Here is a 20,610-nt window from a genome sequence, read left to right as displayed (position 1 = left end):
TTTCCCACCTCCTACTTTTATTATATTTGGACAGTTTTTCATTTCAACCAGACGGGTATGTTTACAATAAGCTCTCTGGTAAAATCTAAAAGCTTATTCAACATCCACGCACCAAGAACGAGAACCGTAATGTAAGCTGCTATTAGCTTTGGAATGTAACTGAGGGTCATCTCTTGTATTTGAGTAGCGGACTGAAGTATGCTAATGACTAAACCCACTAAAAAAGTCACAAGCAGGACTGGAGCAGCTAGTATAAAAGCCATTTCTAACATTCTCTGTCCCATAGACAGAATAAGATCAGGGCTCATTGGTAGCTCCTTACCAAAGAAAGTATAACAAGTTCCCAACCGTTGGCAAGAACGAAAAGCATGAGCTTAAAGGGTAAGGATATGATTTGGGGTGGTATCATAAGAATACCCATAGATATAAGTATAGAAGCCACTACGAGGTCTATTATAAGAAAGGGTAAATAAAGCAAAAAAACTATCTGAAAGGCTATACTTATTTCACTTATCATAAAGGCAGGTATTAGCACACTTAGGGGTATATCTTGGTATGACTTGATGTTCTTTTTTTCTTCCTCTTTCATATCAGATATGTCTAACAAAACCTTGAGGCTTTCTTTTTTTGTATGCTTGGCCATAAACTCTTTTAAGATTAGGGATGTTCTCTCAAAAAACACTTGGTCAGTTATTTCGTTCCTAAGTAGAGGTTGTAAAGCTTCTTGGTTGATCCTTTCAAAGACAGGTTTCATAACAAAGAAGGTTAAAAATAAGGCAAGGGATACTATCACCTGATTTGGTGGAACTGTGGGAACACCTAAGGCTTGCCTTATTAAAGATAGCACTATCACTATTCTCACAAAAGATGTGGTCATTATAAGAATGGATGGGGCAAGTGAGAGAATAGTCAGAAGGATTAAAAGTCTTATGGATGTGTCTAATTGCCCGGTGCCTACCTTTATCTCTACATTTGGCAACAGCTGATTCTGAGCATGGCTTACGTCCCCTAACAAAAGGCTAAGTATTAGCACTATCCCTGTGTATAACATCTGCCCCTCTTTCAGTAACAAGAATAACTATATAAATCCCTTTTATCTCTAATTCCACTATGAAGGCACCCCTTAGGAGAGGTTGTATGCTTATAATCTTTACCTGACCTTTTGACCTTCCTTTCAGGCTAAGCTTAAGCAGTAGCTGATGAGTATAGGGTAAGACTATCAGGATAATAACTATTACTATTGCCAGCGACAAAAGGACCTTTAAAAAGCTATAGAGTAAGTCCATTACGAAGTCTGAACAACAAATTCAGTAAAGTATATATTCCTGACGCCACCTTCTACCAGTATTATGTTTAACCTTTTTATGAGTTCAAACCTCAGAGATTCTCTACCCTCTGGAGTTTTCACAAAATCTGAAGTTTTACTGCTGATCACATCTATTACTGTATCCTTAATAATAGGTAATCTCTTATCTACCTCCTGTCTTACCTTTTCATTGGATAACTCTAAGGTTATTGCTATCCTTGCATACGCATCTGTATTGGTGTCCGCAAGATTTACCGTAAATGCGCCTAAATCATACATAACGCCTACTTGAGATAAACCAACCTTATCCTCCTTCCCTTTGTCTAATTTTTTGAACAAAAACACGTAAGCCCCAGCACCAGCTAAAAGCAATACAAAAACCGGTAGAATAAGTAAGACTTTCTTTTTACCTCCCTTCTTTTCCTCTACTCTTTCTTCAGCCATCAAAATCTATTATAAAATTTTTTCTGTGGAAAACTTTAGAAAGTGGGTAGAGACAGCCTTAGGGAGCGGATACGAATATGAGGTGTATTTAGAAAGCACAGAAAAGCTGTTGGTTGAAACTTCAAATGAGCAACCGGAAAATCTTTCTAAGTCAAAAGAGTTAGGTTTAGGTATTAGAGTTATAAAAGATTTCAAGCAAGGTTTTGCCTATACGACGGAAGTATCTCAAGATTCCGTAATAAAGTGTGTGAAAAAGGCTGTGGAATCCTTAGAACTGACTCCAAAGGATGAAGGCTTTGTATTGAACAAAAATCCATCAAAGATTGAGCTAAAGACAATTTACGATAGCGAAGGCACCTCAATCAGTGTGGATGATAGGATAGAAATGTTAATAAATCTTGAAAGATTAGCCAAGAGATTTGACAGGAGGATAGTTGGTTCAAGAAAGAGTAGTCTAAAGGAGCTGAAGGTGGAGGTGTATTGTTTGAATTCTTACGGTCTTGAATACAGTTACAAAACTACCTATTTTTCGTGTTTTACGTCTGCTTTGGCGGTGGAGAATGGAGAGGAGACAATCTCTTACGAGTACAGAGCTGGAAGATTCATAAAGGACATAGACTTTGAAGAAATGGCAAAAGATGTTTCCTTCAAGGCGGTTTCTCAGCTTGGAGCGTCCTCTTACGAAACAAAAGTAATCCCTGTGGTATTCTTTAGAGACTCGGCTGCTTTACTTTTGGAAGCTTTCAGCCCCATGTTTCTTGGAGATTCATTGGTAAAGGATAAGACTATGCTCAAAGGTAAGGAAAATACGACAGTAGGAAGTCCAATGCTAACCATAATAGATGATGGTTTGTTAGAAAACGGTTTAGGATCCTTAGAGTTAGACGCAGAAGGTATTCCTTCCCGTAGAAATCTGGTGATAGAGAAGGGGGTTTTTAAGGGGTTTTTGCATAGTTTATATACTGCGGTTAAATGTGGTGTGGAACCTACAGGAAATTCTGTAAGGAACAGTTTTAAAAGCTTGCCCACCTCTGGAATAAGAAACCTATACATAGAAAAAGGAACATACTCTTTGGACGATTTGTTGAATGCATATGATGAGACTTTTTTGGTATTAGATCTTATGGGATTGCACACGGTTGATCCAATTTCTGGAGACTTTTCCTTAGGAGCTTCTGGTATAATCTTAAAGAGGGGTAAAAAGGAAAAAGCGGTAAGAGGGGTAGTTATTGGGGGGAATGTTATGGACCTTTGGACTAAATTGATTGGATTAGGAGATGATCTTAGAATGTATGGGCATGTTGGCTCGCCCTCTTTACTGATTGAAGGTATAACAGTTGGGAGCTAAAGATGAGAAACCTTGTATCTTTTGTGCTTATGCTTTTGGGCTTTATTCTCTTTGGATGGGGAATTTATACCTCCTTTGAAATTTACGCAACAAAAAAACAGGAGAAGATAAGCACAAATTTTGCAAGCTTTGTCTTATCTGTGTTCAAAGGCGAAGAGCTAAAGAGATTAGACTATCCTGAGCAAGGATTTTTTATACTCAAACCTTCAGAGGGAAAAGTGTTTACAGTTGGTGGAGTCTTGCAAAAACCTATAGACCCAAATGCATATCTGTCCTATTCCAAGAAAGACCTTTATAACAACGAAGTGTTTGTTTATATCAAAAAATACAACCTTGGTGAGTTTGTGGAAGAGTTGATTAGAAACCCTATCTCCTTAGGCATAAGCTTATCGGGAATAATACTTTTCTTGACAGGTGTTCTCTATATGCTCATTCAAAAGCCCGTCTATGTAGCAAAACAAGGAAGGAAAGAGCATCAATCTAGCTTAGAAAACAAGTTAAAGGCACTTAGATTGGTCCTTGCAACCCATAAAATAATACCGCAGGAAAGCAGTGAAGAGGCGAAAAAGATACTTGATGATATACTTAAAGAGATGGAGGCACAAAAATGAAAATCTTGATAGTGTCCTTTGATAAAAACCTGACAAAGCAGCTAAAAAAGGTATTAGAGGATCATGAAGTAATAGATGTTAGAAATGGTGAAGAAGCCCTTAACCTTACTTCTCAGGATTTTGATGTGATTATTTACGATGCTATTTCTGGAGCAATTTCTGAAGAGGACATAAATAACATGTACGAGCAAAGGTTTAAAGACGCAAAATTTATAGTATTGGTGGATGATCTTTTCCCTGTGAACGAAAAAAATCTTAAGCCTGATAAGAAGTTATTGATAACAAGAGAACATGCAGTAAATAAGATCCTAGATGCTATTGAAAAACCCTTAGAAGAAAGCACAGAAATGCTCCTGCCTTTACTTCCTGAACTTGAGATTGAAAGGCACACGCTAATAGAAGAAGGTCCTTCTCCTTTGCAGGAGCAATGGCTAAATCAAGAAAGGACCATCGCGCCAAAGAGAAGAATATCCATAGTCTCCTTTGATAGCACGCTTATTGATAGTATTACTTCTTTACTTCCTAAGGATTTAGAGGTGTATCCTGTAAGATCTTTCAGGAATTTAGAGGAAGTTTTAAAAGATCAGGATCTTGTAGTGTTTGATGCCATATCTGGACTCACCGCTAAAAGACGGTTGATGGAACTATCAAAGGATCCGAACCTATCCTCTAAGCCATTTATAATTCTGGTAGATGAGTTGTTTAGCATAGATGTAGAAGATATCCCACTTGCCAGAAAATATGCGGTCCTTAGGGCAGATAGTCCAGAAAAAATATCTCAGAAGATAATGGAGGTGCTAACTTCGGATTTGGGTCCCGTGCTTAAAGAAGAAGAGCCAGAACCTCTGGAAAGGATATGGGAAAGTTTCGAAACATTGAAGGTTGAAGAAAGTGTAAGCTCAGTGGAAGAAAACCTTGAAGAAACTATACCTCCTTGGGAAAAGGAAGAAATACAATTGGAGGAAATTCCTTCTGCACTGGAGGGATATGAGCCTGTTTCATCTGTCCAAAACCAAGCGATCATTCCCATCGAAGGTAAAAAAATAGAAGAAACGACATATAGAGCAGATATTGGCCCAATTGATGAAATCGTTAAAAGCGCTTTGAGGGAAAAAATAAGCGCAGAAAGTCTGGAAGTTGCCATTAAAGAAGAAGTAAGAAGGACCATAGAATCTGCCCTTCAAGAAAACATCCTCAGGGAGGCAATCCGTCAGGCTGTCGAAGAAAAGCTGACTGAATTGATCAAGTCTGTTCCTTTAGAGGCTATAATCAAAGAGGTAACTTATAAGGTTCTTCAAGAAAGGCTAAGAGAACTGATTACTTAACAAACATGTATTCTTCCTTGTATTGTCCCCAAACTGTGGGGAAAAAATTTTCGAACTTGTTGCGAACCGAAAGCATGCTTTTGGGAGTAACTAAGAAGATAAGCGGTTGTTCTTGGGCTATAATTTTGTATGCTTCTCTGTATAGTTTTATTCTCTCTTCCTTGTCTGTAGTGGAAGATGCTAAATCAAAGAGTTCATCAACCCTTTTTTCCCAATCGGTAGCAGGGCTTTTCTGTCTTGGATTCCACATATGAAGAGTTCCGGAAGAGTGCCACACGTTCCTACCAAAGTGTGGGTCTAAGGAACCGGTTAGACCTATTATCACCGCTTCCCACTGATAGGGTGGTGTGGTTAGCCTTTGCACTAAGGCGTTGAAGTCTATAGGTCTGAATAGGACCTTTATGCCTATCTTTTCTAAATCCTGCTTTATCATGTTTCCCATAGCTTCCCTTTCTTTGTTGCCCGCATTTGTGAGAAGAACGATCTCTAAAGTGTTTCCGTTTTTGTCCTCTAACCATCCATCTCCGTTCCTGTCTTTAAAGCCAATGCTTTCAAGAATTTCCCTTGCCTTTCTTAGGTCGTAAGGGATTTCTGGAAAGAGTTCTTCTGTATAGTAAGGTTTGCTGGCAGGAGTTATTGGTCCATACAGAGGCTGAGCCAATCCGTTGTAAACAAGCACGCTTATACCAAATCTATCTATAGCCATGGATACTGCCCTTCGGAATTCGGAGTTTTTAAACCATTCCAGTTTATGCTTTGCTATGTCCGCCTGCGGATTTTGATTAAAAACTAAAAAGGTTGTAGATGGCGTTGGTCCAAGGTCAAACAGGGTGGTATTCCTTAGCTTGGATAGGGTCAGCAGATCAGTTGGTCTAACTCCTATGTAATCTACCTTTTCGGTGGAGAACATAAGCAGGGCGGTGTCCGGATCTTGGACTATGTATCCTACCTTTCTTTTTATGTAAGGTAATCTTTTACCCTCTGGGTCCTTCTCATAATAGTAAGGGTTTGCTTCGTATTCTACCAATTGCCCTTTTACGTATCTTTTTATTCTGTATGGTCCTGTCCCCACTATCTCTTCTGGCTTTGTATTTACGTTCCAGGCTTGCATGAAACTACCTTCTTTGACAAAGACTTCCAGCTTGTGCTTTGGGAGGATTGGAGCAGAAAGAACACCAAGGAAGGGTGCAAAAGCTTTTGGAAGGTTGAACTCAACGGTGTATCTGTCTATGAGCCTTACAAAGTTTTCCACATCCTTTTCATCTTTTAAAACACCCCTTAGCATGTCTGCGGTGGAGTTGGGTATGTCTTTGTTAAGATAAACGCTTTTGTAGGTAAAGATCACATCCTCTGCGTCAAAATCTTTTCCGTCGTTCCACTTGACGTTTTTTTTCAGTTTCACTATATACTTTCTTCCCCCTTCAAGAACTTCTATACTTTCCGCAAGGTCCGGTTCATATTCCATGGTTTTGAGGTTTATCTTAGTTAGACCGCTGAAGACGTCCGATATGACTGCGGTGGATGTGGTTTCTTGAGCTAAGACTGGATTAAGGGTTTTGGGATCGCCGTTCAGAATAAAGTAAAGCGTCCCTCCCTCTTTGCCTACCAAAGTTTCAAAGGTATTTGGATCGGAGAATTTCATGCTTATAGCTTGACCTTTTGGAGAAGAGAGCATATGAAATGGTAGAAATACTATAAACAAAAATACGATTGCATACAAAACCTCCTTCATAGCACCCTTTTTAACACAAGCTCATCTACCTTTCTGTAGCCCCACTCCACTGCGTATTTTATCTCCTCCAAAGTTTTCGGGTCTTGTATGCTTACGCTGGAGAGCACCTCTCTAATCAAAGGCACAATTGCATCAAAAGTTATCTTTTCTTCTAAGAAAAGCTCCACAGCTCTTTCGTCCGCACCAAGAAGCACTGGAACATAAACACCACCTACTCTTGCGACCCATTCACAAAGCTCTATAGCCTCAAACTTGTTTCTATCTATCCTTTCAAAGGTAATCGGAGAGAGTTCAAGGATATCTGCCTGATTGAAAGGATTAAAAGGTCTTTTTGGATAGAAAAGGGCGTTCATTATGGGTATTCTCATGTCCGTCTGGGAAACTTGAAATATAAAACTACCATCCTTCAGCTTTATGGCACCATGCACCACACTTTGGGGATGTATAACTATCTCTATAAGGTCTGGATCTATGTTGAAAAGGACCTTTGCTTCCAAAAGTTCTATGCCTTTATTCATAAGCGTTGCAGAATCTACGGTGATCTTTTTTCCCATGTTCCACCTTGGATGGCGAAGGGCTTGCTCTGGCTTTACCTTTGATAGCTCTTCAACAGGTGTGTCCTTGAATGGTCCTCCAGAAGCGGTTAGATAGATCTTGGTTATATCTTCCCTTTTTACCATAGAAAGAAGTTGAAAGATTGCGTTATGTTCGCTATCTACCGGTATAACCTTTTCGGACTTTTCTTTTACCAAACTTTCTAAACAGACTATGGATTCTTTGTTACTTGCAAGAAGGATTTTGTCCTTAGAAAGTGTATAAAAAGTGGGTAAAAGTCCATCTATGCCAGCTACCGCATTTAAAACTCTCTCCGACTCCTCTATTACAGCCAAAAGACCCTCTTCTTGCTTTAGATACTTACATTCTTTGGGCAAACTTAAGAGCCAATCCTTTGAAGGTTCTTCATAGGAAACAACAAACTTTGGCTTAAATTCTTTTGCTTGTTCTAAAAGCTTTTCAGATGCCCTCTTTGCTACAATACCTACCAATTCAAACTCGTTCCTGTAAGCCCTAATTACATCAAGGGTTTGACTTCCCACTGACCCAGTAGAACCAATTATGCCCAGCTTTATCATTGGTCGTTGTAAATTATAACAAAGGCGCATGATTATAATAAAAACGGTATGAAAATAGGTGTTTTGGTTTCAGGTAGAGGTAGTAATCTTCAGGCGCTTATAGATGCATACCAGTTGGGAAAGATAAAAGGGAACATAGCCCTTGTCATTTCAGACAATCCCAACGCTTATGCCATAGAGAGGTGCAAAAAACACCAAATACCCTATGAGGTGGTTTTGAGAAAGAACTTCCCAACTAAAAGGGACTTTGAAAGGGAAATGGTAAGGCTTTTAAAGGAGAGGGAAGTGGAGCTGGTAGTCCTGGCGGGGTTTATGAGAATTCTTTCTGAGGAGTTTTTAAGCGCTTTTCCCATGAAGGTTATAAACATCCATCCTTCACTGATCCCAGCCTTTCAGGGGTTAAACGCCCAAAGGCAAGCCATAGAATATGGAGCAAAAATTACTGGCTGTACTGTTCATTTTGTTTCAGAGGAGCTTGACAATGGGCCAGTTATAATCCAAGCCTGTGTTCCAATATTGCCAGAGGACACAGAGGAAAGCCTTTCAGAGAAGATCCTCAAGTTTGAACACAGGATCCTCCCTCAGGCAGTAAAGTGGATCTCGGAAGGGCGAGTAAAGGTAGAAGGCAGGAAGGTAATAGTGGAAGGAGCGGTATATGGCACTCTTCCAGTAAATCCTATGTTGGAAGATTTTTTTTGGTAAATTAAATAGAGATTTTGAAAAGCGCTCTCACCCCAGAATCTTATAATATTTTCAATTATGGGAACATGGTTTAAGAACGCTACAGAAAAAGACCTGTTGATTATAAACACGGTAAGGTTTTTGAGTCTTGATCAAGTGGAAAGGGCAAAGTCTGGGCATCCGGGGATGCCACTGGGTGCGAGCCATATTCCATATTTGATCTACGATAGGTTTCTCAGGTTTAATCCCAAAAATCCAAGCTGGATAAACAGGGATAGGTTTGTGCTTTCTGCGGGTCATGCCAGCGCAATGCTATACTCCATTCTTTTTGTTATGGGATACGATTTGGAGCTTGAGGACCTAAAACAGTTCAGGCAACTAAACAGCAAAACACCCGGACACCCAGAAAGCTTTTTAACTCCCGGCGTGGAGGCAACTACTGGACCTTTGGGACAGGGCATAGGCAATGCGGTGGGAATGGCTCTTGCAGAGAAGTTTCTTTCGGACAAGTTTAACAGAGAGGGTTTCCCCATAATAGACCACTATACCTTTGCCTTAGTGAGCGATGGAGACCTTATGGAAGGAGTATCCTGTGAAGTTGCCCAGCTGGCAGGACATTGGAAACTAAACAAGCTCGTAGTCATCTGGGACAACAACGGGGTTTCCATAGACGGGCCCACCTCCTTAGCTTGGTCAGAGGACGTTCTAAAAAGATTTGATGCCTTTGGTTGGTTTGTGCAGGAGGTGGAAGATGGCTATGACTTGGAAAAACTGGAAAAAGCAATAAAGAATGCTTTGGAGCAAAAAGAAAAACCGTCCTTTATATCGGTAAAAACCCACTTGGCTTACGGTAGTCCCAAGCAAGATGATGCCAGCGCCCACGGTGCCCCCTTAGGCAAAGATCTTGCCTTACAAACAAAAAAGAACTTTGGATGGGCGCAAGAGGAGTTCTTTGTGCCGGAGGATGTTTGGGCTTACAGGTCTGAAAAAATAAAGAAGGGAGAGCTTTTAGAAAGACAATGGCAGGAGATGTTCCAAGAGTATGCCAAAAGGTATCCAGAAGAGGCAGAGCTTTTGCAAAGGATTTTCAGAAGGGACTGGGGACAGGATTACAAAAAGGTCCTTCCAGAATTTAAAGAGCCTATGGCTACAAGGCAAGCAAGTGGAAAGGTTTTAGCTCAAATCTGTAAAACCATTCCTACCCTCTTTGGAGGTTCTGCAGACCTTTCTGAGTCCAACAACACTTACATCCACGGAGAAGGAGATTTTCCCAACGGTAGAAATATACACTTTGGTGTTAGAGAACACGCTATGGGAACTATTCTGAACGGTATGGCTTATCATGGAGGCATTCTACCTTACGGCGGAACCTTTTTGGTATTTTCTGACTACATGAGACCTGCCATAAGGATGGCGTCCCTTTCTAAGCTACAGGTAATATACATTTTCACTCACGACTCCATAGGCTTAGGAGAGGATGGACCAACCCATCAGCCAATAGAACAGCTTTCCTCCCTTAGACTCATTCCCAACCTTTTTGTTCTCAGACCGGCAGATGCCAATGAAGTTTCCATAGCTTGGCATATAGCAATAGAGAGGAAAGAAGGACCTACAGCCATTGTTTTAACAAGACAAAAAGTCCCTCTCATAGATAGGCAAAAGTATGCTTCCCATTGGGAATGTCTAAAAGGTGCCTATCTGCTGGCGGACGAAGGAGAAGAAACTCAGGTGATAATTTTTGCCTCTGGTTCTGAGGTGCATCCCGCTCTAAGGGCTAAGGAGATCTTGGAAGAGGAAGGTATAAAGGTTAGCGTGGTGAATGTGTTTTCCTTTGAGCTCTTTGAAAACCAACCGCAGGAGTATAAAAGGAAAGTCCTTATGCGGGAGGTAAAAAAGAGGGTAGCAGTGGAAGCGGGAAGAGGACTACTTTGGCATAAATTTGTGGGAATGGATGGATTAATAATAAGTATGGAAGAGTTTGGCAAGTCTGCGCCAGGAGAAAAACTTATGGAGCACTTTGGCTTTACCGCAGAGCACATAGCAAGGAGGATAAAGGAATGGCTATAGATAAAGAAAAGATAGAAAGAGCCATAAGGCTGTTTTTGGAGGGCATAGGAGAAGATCCGGACAGAGAAGGCTTAAGGGAAACGCCCAGCAGAGTAGCACGCATGTGGGAAGAGTTTGACAGACAAAGAAACTTTGACTTTAAGCTTTTTGAGGAGTTTGGAGATTACAACGAGATGGTTTTGGTAAAAGACATAAACATATACAGCCTTTGTGAGCATCATCTTTTGCCTTTTTTCGGAAAAGCCCACATAGCCTATATACCTGATGGCATAGTTTGTGGATTGTCTAAGTTAGTAAGGAGCGTCAGAGCCTTTGCCCTCAGGCCACAGGTTCAAGAAAGGCTTACAAATCAAATTGCAGACTTTCTTATGGAACAGCTAAAACCTAAGGGTGTGGCGGTTGTCTTGGAGATGGAGCATCTTTGTATGTCCATGAGAGGGGTAATGTCTCCTGGTCATATAACAACGACTTCAGCCTTGAGGGGTGTTTTCCTATCGGATATACGGACAAGGGAGGAATTCTTAAAATTGATAGCAAAGGCTAGATCATGAAAGTAAAGCTTTTTTTGGAAAAGATGTATAGGCAAGGGCGCATACCTCAGGCCATTCTCTTTTATGGCAAAGAAGGTGTGGGCAAAAGGGAAATGGCCTTTGAACTTGCCAAAGCTATGCTGTGCTTAAAAAAACAATATCCAGCCTGCGATAACTGCCATTCCTGCAAACTGATCAAGGACTTTTTTTTAATACCTGAGGAAAAGCTGAAAGTTTTTGGAGAATCTTCCTCCGGTAAGGAGGTCTTTGTTTATCTTCAAGGAGACCATCCGGACTTTATATGCGTCAAACCCGAAAAAACCGAAATAAAGGTAGATCAAATAAGAGCAGTAAAGGATTTTGTCTATATTAGACCAGCCCTTTCTGATAGAAAGGTAATACTAATTCAGGATGCACAAACTATGAATCCTTACGCACAGAACGCCTTGCTTAAAGTGTTAGAAGAGCCACCGGAAGATACTTTCTTTATGTTAGTTAGCAATAACCTATACAAGATCCTACCAACTATAAAATCAAGGTGTTTTCTGCTGGAGGTTCCTCCTTTGACAACAGAAGAGTTAGCCAAAAAAACAGGAATAAATGATCCCACACTTTTAGAGCTTGCAGACGGAAGCCTAAAGCTCTTAAATCAGATAAAAGAAAAGAAAGATCTTATAGAAAATGCGTTAAGTTTTTTAAAGGGAGACGTGCTAACTGTGTACAATATAGCGAACAAACTGGAAGATCTAGACGAAGAAGATCAAAGGTTATTTCTCAGAATTTTGGCTCACTTTGTGCACAAAAAGTATTTAGCAGAAAAAAACGAAAGTTATAAACTAATATTGGATAGACTTTACTCTACTATGGAGTATTTGGGAAGAGGATTGAACCTTGCACTGCTGATGTTTTACATTTACTTAGAAGGAGGTGAAAACCTTGCTTTACATAAAGGCTCGCTTCAAGGATACGAGGAAGATTACGCAAGTTAATGGCGTTAGTGAAAGATTGAATAAGTCGGACCTTATAGTGGTTAATTCAGAAAAGGGTGAGGAAATTGTAGAAGTTTTGGGTTATTCAAAGGAAAGTTCGCCCTCAAGCGTGTATTTTATAAGGAAAGCCAACCAAGAGGACATAGCTAAATTAGAGGAAAACGAAAAAAAAGCGCAAGAATTGCATGAATTGTGCAAAAATAAAATCAAGCAATACAACCTCGGTATGAAGCTTTTGAAAACATACATACCACTTGATAGTTCTAAGGTTTTCTTTTATTACACCGCAGAACAGAGGGTTGATTTTAGGGCTTTGGTAAGGGATCTTGCAAGGGTAATAAAGAAGCGCATAGAGATGCGCCAAGTGGGAGTAAGGGATGCGGTTCAGATGATGGGTTGGATTGGGAACTGTGGTAATGAAGTTTGCTGTGCAAAATTTATAGAACAGTTTGAATCCGTCTATGTCTATGACATACATACCCAAAACCTCCCCCTCTCCCCTTCCAAGTTTACAGGTCCATGTGGAAGGCTTTTGTGCTGTTTGGTATACGAAAGGGAGAACTATTTAATAAAGGAGATCCTGCCGGAGATTGGAACACCTCTTTGTTATCAAGGTAAAGAGTTTAACCTTGTTTTTGTGGAACCTCTTCAAGGGTATGCAGTATTAGAGGCTGAGGGCAAAAAAGTTCATGTACCATTAGAGGAACTTTTGCCCTTTGGTTATAAAAAGGCTTTGGAACACTGCAAAAATTGTCCCACTTGTTGCAGAAAAATAAACGTAGAGCATGAGGCTTTTACAGGAAATCAGGAGTGAGTTAAACCGCCTTTACCTTTTTGAGTTGGAAGACCGCTTAAGAGTGGAGGCAGTCTTTTATAGAGGAGACACCCTTTGTGTTTCTTCTCAGGTAGGTTGTGCCATAGGTTGTCCCTTTTGTCTTTCTGGCTCAAAGGGACTTTTTAGAAACCTCAGCGATGAGGAGATTTATTCCCAATACAGACTGCTAAAGGATAAGCTTCCCATAAAAAGAATAGCGGTTGCAGGAATAGGTGAGCCTCTTATGAACTATCAAAACGTAGAAAGGGCCTTTTGGATGTTCAAAAGGGAAGGCCTGAAGGTTTCCTTTTACACTACAGGCTTTCCAACAGACAAGCTTTTAAGCCTTTTAGACCTTCCGCACAACGGCATAACTGTATCCATCCATACGTTGGACGAGAAAAAAAGAAAGCACTTACTGCCACACGCAGGAAGCCTCAAAGATCTTTTAGAAACCTTGGAAACCCATCTGAAAACTTTAAGCAAGCGTAAAAGAAAAAAGATTAGCCTGGCTTACTTGCTTTTAAAGGGTGTAAATGACTCCCAGGAAGAGCTTTTAGAATTTGCAAAACTCGTAAAGACCTTAGGAGTAAATGCGGTTTTGCTTTATTACAACTCTACCAATCCCCAATATGCCCAAATGTCATCGGAAGAATACGAAAGATGTTTTCTGATTTTAAAATCTCAGAACATAAGAGTTACGCTATCTACGAGGTACAGGAAGGATAAGCTGGGAGGGTGTGGAACTCTGATGGTCAATCGGTCTTCATGAGGTCTGCGATTATCTCCTCTGTGTCTTCCTTTGCAGCACAAGCAAGGGGTAAAACTTGGACCTTAACCACGCCCTTTGTGAGCATCCCAAGTTTTTCCGCCGCAGATTTTGAAAGGTCTATTATTCTCCCTTTTTTGTAAGGCCCTTTGTCGTTTATCCTGACCACCACTTCCTTGCCGTTTTCAAGATTTCTGACCAGCACGTAGGAATGCATTTTAAAGTGTTTTGATGCAGCGGTATACTTATATTTGTCAAATGCCTCACCGCTGGATGTTTTTCTTCCATGAAACTTACCTCCATACCAAGAAGCATACCCTCCCAGCACCTTACATTCATCAGCCATAACAAAGCCTATTGCCAGCAAAAAGCTCAATGCCCACATACACTTAATCAGTCTTCCAGCGTGGACACATCACCTACTGGCAAACCAAGCTCTTGCGCTTTTAGAACCCTTCTCATTATCTTCCCGCTTCTTGTTTTAGGGAGTTTTTCCACGAACTCTATTTCATCGGGCACCGCAATGGCACCAAGCACCTGTCTTACGTGTTGTTTTATGTCTTCCTTTAGTCTATCGGAGGGTTCTACACCTTTCTTTAGGATCACAAAAGCTTTTATAGATTCTCCCTTTATTTCGTGGGGTTTTCCTATGACTGCTGCCTCCGCAACCGCAGGGTGATCCACCAAAGCAGATTCAACCTCCATGGTCCCTATCCTGTGTCCTGCTACGTTTAGCACATCATCTGCCCTTCCGAGGATCATTATGTAACCTTCTTCGTCGTAAGTTGCCAAGTCTCCAGTGAAGTATACATTTCCGGGAATAGCAGTCCAGTATTTTTCATACCTTTCTGGCTCTCCCCAACAAGTTCTAAGCATAGAGGGCCAAGGGCTTTTTATCACCAAGTTTCCTACTGTGTTAGGTGGAAGAGGGTTTCCTTGATTATCTACCACCGCTGGTTCTATGGTAAAGAAGGGCTTTCCTGCCTTTCCAGGCTTTGCAGGATAGGATGGGATGGTGGTTATCATATGTGCGCCTGTTTCCGTTTGCCACCAAGTATCCACTATTACGCATTTCTCCCTTCCTATGTTTTTGTAATACCACTCCCAAGCTTCCGGATTTATGGGTTCTCCTACACTGCCCAAGATTCTTAAAGAAGAAAGGTCGTATTTGGCAGGCCACTCCTCTCCGTATCTCATAAACATCCTTATAGCGGTTGGTGCAGTGTAAAAGGTATTAACCCTATACCTTTCCACATAGCTCCACCATCTGCCTGGGTCTGGATAATCTGGTGCCCCTTCCACTACTAAGGAAGTTAGCCCGTTGGTAAGGGGTCCATAAACTATGTAGGAGTGTCCTGTGATCCATCCAATATCCGCGGTGCACCAGTAGATATCATCTTCATGAGCGTCAAAGTTTATCTTTGTGGTATAGTAAGTTCCCACCATATAACCACCGGTGGTATGAAGAACACCCTTTGGCTTTCCAGTAGTTCCGGAAGTGTAGAGGATGAAAAGAGGGTCCTCTGCGTCCATAACCTCGGGCTCGCAAACAGGAGAAGATTCCTTTATAAGCTTATCTAAGCTCACCAAAAGTGGATTCTCTCCGTTCAACACATCCCCATCTCTGTCCCAAACTACCACCTTATCCACAAAAGAAAGTCCATCTATGGCTCTTAAGGTGGTTGAAAGTAGGTCTATCTTTTTGCCCCTCCTTTTGGTATATGTAGCGGTTATAACTACCTTTGCCTTTGCATCTTCTATCCTTGTTCTTAGTGCCCCCTCACTAAAACCTGCAAACACTACACTGTGAATTGCACCGATCCTTGCACAAGCCAACATACACGCAATAGCTTCTATGGTATTTGGCATGTATATAGAAACTCTGTCTCCTTTCTTTACACCCAAAGATTTTAGACCGTTAGCTATTCTGCTAACCAGTTCTAAGAGTTCCCCATAGGTTATTTTCTTTTCGTTGTTTTCCTCGTCAAGCCATATGTAGGCTACTTTGTTCCTTCTGCCATTGTTTATGTGCCTGTCCAAACAGTTGTAGGTAATATTTGTCTGAGCTCCTACGAACCACTGGGCGTAAGGAAACTGCCAATCCAAAACCTTGTCCCATTTTTTAAACCAATGAAGCTCTTCTGCCACCTTGGCCCAAAAACCCTCTCTGTCCCTTATTGACTCTTGGTATAGGCTTTCATAGTCCTTGATCCAAGCCCTATCTACAATTTGCTTGGGTGGGTAGTATTTACCCTCCACCTTTAGGAGAACTTCATCTTTTGCCTCCATGTTAAACCTCCTGTTTTTTGTTTAAAAATTATAAAAGATTTTTTAGAAAAACTACCCCTTTGCTTGCAAAATTCAAAAGTGTATGATTAAAATCGTATATTTTTGAAATTAAAATTATGCAAATAACCTTATAAACTTGACTATATTCCAAAAATTGATAAACTAAATAAATCAAAAACTTATAAAAAGGAGGTGGTAGCATGCTATCAAAAGAGCAATTGCAAAGCTATTGGCGGGAAAACCGCAATCTTATGTATTTAGTTCTTGTTATTTGGGCTTTGGTCTCCTATGGAGCCGCTCTTATATCTGGTTGGCTTAACAAGATAGTTATTTTTGGTTTTCCCTTGGGTTATTATATGGGCGCTCAGGGTTCACTGATAGTATTTCTACTACTTATCATTTTTTACTCCAAGAAGATGAATGAAATTGATAAAAAATACGGTGTAGAGGAGGAGTGACATGACGCAGGAGGCTTTTGTAAGCAGATTAAAAAAGGTCTATTCTATTTACACAGGTGGCCTTATACTTCTTCTTATCCTATTGGGAATAGGAGAAAAGCTCTTTGGATTGTCTCCAGCCTTTATAGGTTATGTCTTTCTCTTTGGAACCATTGCGGTTTATGCAGCTATAGGAATTATTTCAAGGACTGGAAAAGTTGCTGAGTATTATGTAGCAGGAAGAAGAGTTCCAGCGGTCTTTAATGGAATGGCTACTGCGGCGGACTGGATGTCTGCAGCGTCCTTCATCGGAATGGCTGGTGCTTTGGCTTTGCAAGGTTACAATGGGCTTGCCTTTATCATGGGATGGACTGGTGGATATGTTCTGTTGGGTGTTTTAATAGCTCCCTATCTTAGAAAGTTTGGGGCATATACAGTTCCTGACTTTTTGGATGCAAGGTATGGAGGGAAATTTCCCCGTTTTATAGGTATAATAGCTACCATCATCGTTTCTTTTACTTACTTAGTCGGTCAGATAACAGGCGTAGGTATCATAGCCAGCAGGCTTTTGGGACTGCCCTTTGAAGTGGGAGTTTTCTTGGGTTTGATAGGCATACTCGTTTGCTCTTTCTTGGGAGGAATGAGGGCGGTCACTTGGACGCAGGTCGCACAGTATATAGTATTGATAATTGCTTACCTGATTCCGGTTACAGTTCTTTCTTTCAAATACACCGGTAATCCCATATCCCAGATCTCTTATGGCTTTGCCCTGCAGGGAATTGAGCAAAAGTTTGCTCAGCTGAGGGAAGACCCAAAGGAGAAGGAAGTTAGAGAAATTCACAAAAAGAAGGCAGAGGAACTAAAAGCCAAGATTGCCGCACTGCCCCAAAGCTGGGAAGAAGGAAAGAAAGAGCTTGAAGCAAAGCTTGCATCTTTGCCTCCGGATGATCCAAGTAGGGCAGAACTTGAGAAAAAGCTGAAAGAATATCCTAAGTCTCCACAGGAGGCAAAGGAAAAATGGACTAAGGCTATGAAGGAAGCAGAAGCTGCCTCAAAGCCTCCCAAGTCCTACGTTGCACCACCATCCGACGCAAAAGGCATGATAAACTTCCTTGCGTTAACCCTTATGTTGATGTTGGGAACCGCAGGATTGCCTCACGTCATAATGAGGTTCTACACCACACCCACCGTTAGAGAAGCCAGAAGCTCTGCGGCATGGGCTTTGTTCTTTATATTACTTCTTTACCTTACCGCCCCTGCTTATGCAGCCTTTGGAAGGTATGAGATGCTAAACTTGGTAGGAAAAGCCTTCTCTGAGATGCCCTCTTGGGTAGAAAAGTGGGCACAGGTGGGTCTTATCACCATAAATGACCTCAACGGCGATGGCATTATCCAATTTGCAGAGATAAAGATCCATCCCGACATGGTAGTCCTTGCTACACCTGAAATTGCAGGTCTTCCTTACGTTATAGCTGGCTTTGTAGCAGCTGGAGGTCTTGCTGCAGCGCTCTCTACCGCAGACGGGCTTTTGATTACCATATCCAACGCCATATCCCACGACCTGTATTACAAGATCATTAACCCAAATCTTTCTCCTTCCACAAGGGTTAAGATCGGAAAGGCTTTGCTTTTGGTGGTCGCCTTGATCGGTGCTTACGTAGCTTCCTTTAGGCTCGCTATAATCGTTGAGTTGGTCGCTTGGGCGTTTTCTTTAGCTGCTTCTTCTCTCTTCCCAGCCTTAGTGTTGGGAATATGGGACAAAAGAACTAACAAATACGGTGCCATGGCTGGTATGATTGTGGGACTTGGTGTCACCATAGCCTACCTAATAGCCAGCAGATTCTATGGATTTGAGCTCTTTGGTATAAAGACCATCGCCGCTGGTATTTTTGGTATGCCGCTTAACTTTATAGTTACCTTCGTAGTTTCTCGTTTAACACCTCCACCTCCCAAGGAAATTCAGGAATTTGTGGATAATATCAGGTATCCCAAAGGCGCTGTCAAAGCTGGTGCCGAAGAATGACCTTAGAGCAGTTTTTGAACTACACCCTTGCCTTCTTTATGTGGCTCGTCCTCGGGCGGGCCACTCTTGAATTCTTCACCCAAGACTTGAACAACTTCTTTTACAGGTTTTTTTATAAATTTACCGAGCCTCTATACAAACCATACAGAGTAGTCTTTCCTTGCTGTCATACCATTTTGTTGCTAACCACTTTACTTTTGCTTAGATTTTTAGTGATAAAGCTTCTTTGATGCGTTATGCTTGACGCACAGAGGTTCTTAAAAGAGCACGAACCTTTTAACTATCTTCCCTCGGAAGTGCTTAAAAGTGTAGTTTATAACCTGCAGGTTCTACATTACAAGAAGGATGAGGTTATATTTCAAGAAGAAAGTGCACCTTTAAGTAACCTTTACATAGTCAGGAAAGGGGTAGTCCTTCTCAAAAAAGGATCAGAGATTTTGGATTATCTCCAAGAGGGAGAAAGCTTTGGTTTTGTTTCCCTTCTAACAGGGAAAGGTCCCTACTCTACCGCTGTAGCTTACGACGACTGCATTTTGTTTTTGCTTCCTGAAAAAGTTTTTAAGAAACTCTGCAAAGAGCACGAAGCCTTTAACCAATACTTTCTGAGAAAGTTGGCAGGCAGATTTGAAAGAAAAAAAGAGGAAGGGAACACCATTTTAGAAAGGTTAGCCAGGGTCCAAGTAAGGGACCTAAGTCCTAAAAAGATACCTGAGGTGGAAGCCAATACCAGCTTAGATATGGTTATCAGTTTAATGGCAAAGGAGGATCACAGGGCGGTTTTAGTTAAACTCCCGAAAGGATACGGCATAATCACAGAGAGGGATATCATAAAACGGCTTTTGGCAGAAGGAAAAGACCCAAAGCAAACCTTAGCCTCCGAAATAGCATCCTTTCCTGTATATGGTGTGAAAGAGGATGATTACTTAATAGATGTTCTAACTCTTATGTCCAAACATGCTATAAGGAGAGTTGTGGTTTTTTCCGATCAAAAACCTGTGGGAGTTTTAGAGGATAGGGACATAATTTTATACGAAAATAGAAACTTTGTTTTTCTTTTTAAAGAAATAGAAAAAGCAAAAGAAGAGGAGGATTTAGCCTTTTTATTCAAGCAGACAACAAAGGCGGTTGTGGAGTTGATTTTGGAAGGGGCAGACCCAGAGAGGGTGGGTAAATATGTATCCGAGCTGAACGACCGTTTTATGAAAAGGGCAGTATTTTTGGCGATGAAAAACCTCGGAGAAGAGCCGTTGGTTCCCTTCTCTTTACTTGTCCTTGGAAGTGAAGGAAGACAAGAGCAAAGCCTAAAAACAGATCAAGATAATGCCCTGATTTACAAAGAAGTTCCCATTATAGACTTTGATTCTAAGGACTATTTTAGAAGGTTTTCCGAAGAATACATAAAGGTTTTGCTAAAGGTAGGCTTTCCTCCATGTCCTGGTAATGTGATGATATCAAACCCAGAATGGAGAGGTTCAGAAAGGGAGTGGCAGAAAAAAATAAGCTCGTGGATAGATACACCAAAACCGGAGAATGTTCTAAATTCTGCCATATTCTTTGATTTCAGAAATGTTTTTGGAGACAAAACCTTGGCAGATAACCTTCAAGAATTTGTGGAGAGAAAAATAAAGGGGCAAAGTCTTTTCATGAGTTATCTTGTGGGGGAGGGCCTAAAGTTCAGACCACCCATAACTTTCCTCAGAGGTTTTGTGGTTGAGAGGACTGGAGAGCACAAAGGGGAGCTTGATATAAAAAAAGGTGGAATATTTCCCATAACCCACGGTATCAGGTGCATTAGTATTGCTAACGGGGTGCAAGAGAGAAACACCTACGACCGAATAAGAAAGCTGATAGAGAAGGGCATTATAGAAAAGAACTTTGGGAAGGACCTTTTGGAAACTTATAAATTCCTAAATATGCTACGATTTAGATCCCAGGCAGAAAGTATAATGAACGGAAAAGAGCCGGATAATTACATAAACCCAGAAAAACTCTCAAGACAGGAAAGGGGACTGTTAAAGGATGCCTTCAGGGTCGTTGAAAACTTTCAAGAACTGCTAAGGGACCTCTTCCACACGAGATTTTTGGAGTAACTTTAAGCTTTAGGAGCGGAAA

Annotated in this window: 21 protein-coding genes; 13 read left to right on the top strand and 8 right to left on the bottom strand. The window is 41.1% G+C overall.

Annotated features, from left to right (window positions below):
- Positions 1-38: 38 nt before the first annotated feature.
- Genes fliQ through K217_RS0102505 form a run of 4 tightly spaced genes read right to left on the bottom strand, consistent with a single transcriptional unit; the run spans position 39 to position 1,750 of the window.
- The gene (gene fliQ / locus K217_RS0102520; RefSeq protein WP_029551560.1) at positions 39-308 is read right to left on the bottom strand and encodes a flagellar biosynthesis protein FliQ; all 270 of its coding nucleotides are present in this window, start codon (positions 306-308) and stop codon (positions 39-41) included.
- Positions 305-1,051 carry a flagellar type III secretion system pore protein FliP gene (gene fliP, locus K217_RS0102515; protein ID WP_029551559.1) on the bottom strand — a complete coding sequence of 249 codons (747 nt, stop codon included), beginning with the start codon at positions 1,049-1,051 and terminating at the stop codon, positions 305-307. Before fliP ends, fliQ begins: the two co-directional genes overlap by 4 nt.
- A complete protein-coding gene (locus tag K217_RS0102510) occupies positions 1,020-1,286 on the bottom strand; it encodes a hypothetical protein (protein ID WP_029551558.1) in 267 nt (88 codons plus the stop codon). Before K217_RS0102510 ends, fliP begins: the two co-directional genes overlap by 32 nt.
- Positions 1,286-1,750, bottom strand: coding sequence for a flagellar basal body-associated FliL family protein (locus K217_RS0102505; protein ID WP_029551557.1), 465 nt, complete (start codon positions 1,748-1,750; stop codon positions 1,286-1,288). The genes K217_RS0102510 and K217_RS0102505 overlap by 1 nt, the downstream gene beginning before the upstream one ends.
- A 25-nt stretch (positions 1,751-1,775) precedes the next feature.
- On the opposite strand from K217_RS0102505, the gene K217_RS0102500 reads away from it, so the two are divergent.
- The 3 genes from K217_RS0102500 to K217_RS0102490 are packed head-to-tail and all read left to right on the top strand — an operon-like array spanning position 1,776 to position 5,034.
- On the top strand, positions 1,776-3,098 hold the full coding sequence (locus tag K217_RS0102500) for a TldD/PmbA family protein (protein WP_029551556.1): 1,323 nt from the start codon (positions 1,776-1,778) through the stop codon (positions 3,096-3,098).
- Positions 3,099-3,100: 2 nt separating this feature from the next.
- On the top strand, positions 3,101-3,709 hold the full coding sequence (locus K217_RS0102495; RefSeq protein ID WP_029551555.1) for a hypothetical protein: 609 nt from the start codon (positions 3,101-3,103) through the stop codon (positions 3,707-3,709).
- Positions 3,706-5,034, top strand: coding sequence for a response regulator transcription factor (locus tag K217_RS0102490; protein ID WP_029551554.1), 1,329 nt, complete (start codon positions 3,706-3,708; stop codon positions 5,032-5,034). Before K217_RS0102495 ends, K217_RS0102490 begins: the two co-directional genes overlap by 4 nt.
- Here K217_RS0102490 and K217_RS0102485 read toward each other — a convergent pair.
- Positions 5,027-6,766: an ABC transporter substrate-binding protein gene (locus K217_RS0102485; protein ID WP_029551553.1), complete on the bottom strand. Its 1,740-nt coding sequence runs from the start codon at positions 6,764-6,766 to the stop codon at positions 5,027-5,029. The two genes, K217_RS0102490 and K217_RS0102485, sit on opposite strands and share 8 nt — an antisense overlap.
- Positions 6,763-7,899 carry a 1-deoxy-D-xylulose-5-phosphate reductoisomerase gene (dxr, locus tag K217_RS0102480; protein WP_029551552.1) on the bottom strand — a complete coding sequence of 379 codons (1,137 nt, stop codon included), beginning with the start codon at positions 7,897-7,899 and terminating at the stop codon, positions 6,763-6,765. Before dxr ends, K217_RS0102485 begins: the two co-directional genes overlap by 4 nt.
- A 48-nt stretch (positions 7,900-7,947) precedes the next feature.
- Here dxr and purN point away from each other — a divergent pair, with 48 nt between their 5' ends.
- The 6 genes from purN to K217_RS0102450 are packed head-to-tail and all read left to right on the top strand — an operon-like array spanning position 7,948 to position 13,752.
- The gene (purN, locus tag K217_RS0102475; protein ID WP_029551551.1) at positions 7,948-8,601 is read left to right on the top strand and encodes a phosphoribosylglycinamide formyltransferase; all 654 of its coding nucleotides are present in this window, start codon (positions 7,948-7,950) and stop codon (positions 8,599-8,601) included.
- A gap of 57 nt (positions 8,602-8,658) precedes the next feature.
- Positions 8,659-10,647: a transketolase gene (gene tkt, locus K217_RS0102470; RefSeq protein ID WP_029551550.1), complete on the top strand. Its 1,989-nt coding sequence runs from the start codon at positions 8,659-8,661 to the stop codon at positions 10,645-10,647.
- Entirely contained in the window at positions 10,638-11,198 is a 561-nt protein-coding gene (gene folE / locus K217_RS0102465) for a GTP cyclohydrolase I FolE (RefSeq protein WP_029551549.1), read from the top strand. Before tkt ends, folE begins: the two co-directional genes overlap by 10 nt.
- Positions 11,195-12,166 carry a DNA polymerase III subunit delta' gene (locus K217_RS0102460; RefSeq protein WP_081820017.1) on the top strand — a complete coding sequence of 324 codons (972 nt, stop codon included), beginning with the start codon at positions 11,195-11,197 and terminating at the stop codon, positions 12,164-12,166. The genes folE and K217_RS0102460 overlap by 4 nt, the downstream gene beginning before the upstream one ends.
- Entirely contained in the window at positions 12,114-12,980 is an 867-nt protein-coding gene (locus tag K217_RS0102455) for a PSP1 domain-containing protein (RefSeq protein WP_029551547.1), read from the top strand. Before K217_RS0102460 ends, K217_RS0102455 begins: the two co-directional genes overlap by 53 nt.
- A complete protein-coding gene (locus K217_RS0102450; RefSeq protein WP_029551546.1) occupies positions 12,952-13,752 on the top strand; it encodes a radical SAM protein in 801 nt (266 codons plus the stop codon). The genes K217_RS0102455 and K217_RS0102450 overlap by 29 nt, the downstream gene beginning before the upstream one ends.
- On the opposite strand, the gene K217_RS0102445 is transcribed toward K217_RS0102450, so the two are convergent.
- Both K217_RS0102445 and acs read right to left on the bottom strand, forming a co-directional pair.
- Positions 13,736-14,134, bottom strand: coding sequence for a septal ring lytic transglycosylase RlpA family protein (locus K217_RS0102445; RefSeq protein WP_038028063.1), 399 nt, complete (start codon positions 14,132-14,134; stop codon positions 13,736-13,738). The two genes, K217_RS0102450 and K217_RS0102445, sit on opposite strands and share 17 nt — an antisense overlap.
- An 8-nt stretch (positions 14,135-14,142) precedes the next feature.
- A complete protein-coding gene (gene acs, locus K217_RS0102440) occupies positions 14,143-16,038 on the bottom strand; it encodes an acetate--CoA ligase (RefSeq protein WP_029551544.1) in 1,896 nt (631 codons plus the stop codon).
- Between the two features lie 200 nt (positions 16,039-16,238).
- Here acs and K217_RS0102430 point away from each other — a divergent pair, with 200 nt between their 5' ends.
- Genes K217_RS0102430 through K217_RS0102415 form a run of 4 tightly spaced genes read left to right on the top strand, consistent with a single transcriptional unit; the run spans position 16,239 to position 20,588 of the window.
- Entirely contained in the window at positions 16,239-16,496 is a 258-nt protein-coding gene (locus K217_RS0102430) for a DUF4212 domain-containing protein (protein WP_029551543.1), read from the top strand.
- Position 16,497: 1 nt separating this feature from the next.
- Complete coding sequence (locus tag K217_RS0102425) at positions 16,498-18,498, top strand: sodium:solute symporter family protein (protein ID WP_029551542.1); 2,001 nt, start codon at positions 16,498-16,500, stop codon at positions 18,496-18,498.
- A complete protein-coding gene (locus K217_RS07885; protein ID WP_029551541.1) occupies positions 18,495-18,728 on the top strand; it encodes a YggT family protein in 234 nt (77 codons plus the stop codon). Before K217_RS0102425 ends, K217_RS07885 begins: the two co-directional genes overlap by 4 nt.
- 6 nt (positions 18,729-18,734) lie before the next feature.
- On the top strand, positions 18,735-20,588 hold the full coding sequence (locus tag K217_RS0102415) for a putative nucleotidyltransferase substrate binding domain-containing protein (RefSeq protein ID WP_029551540.1): 1,854 nt from the start codon (positions 18,735-18,737) through the stop codon (positions 20,586-20,588).
- The last annotated feature ends 22 nt before the right edge of the window (positions 20,589-20,610 follow it).

The organism is Thermocrinis jamiesonii, assembly GCF_000702425.1.
Lineage (GTDB): Bacteria > Aquificota > Aquificia > Aquificales > Aquificaceae > Thermocrinis > Thermocrinis jamiesonii.
The sequence above is the reverse complement of the archived record's forward strand: the minus strand, read 5'-3'. Positions and strand labels throughout refer to the sequence as shown.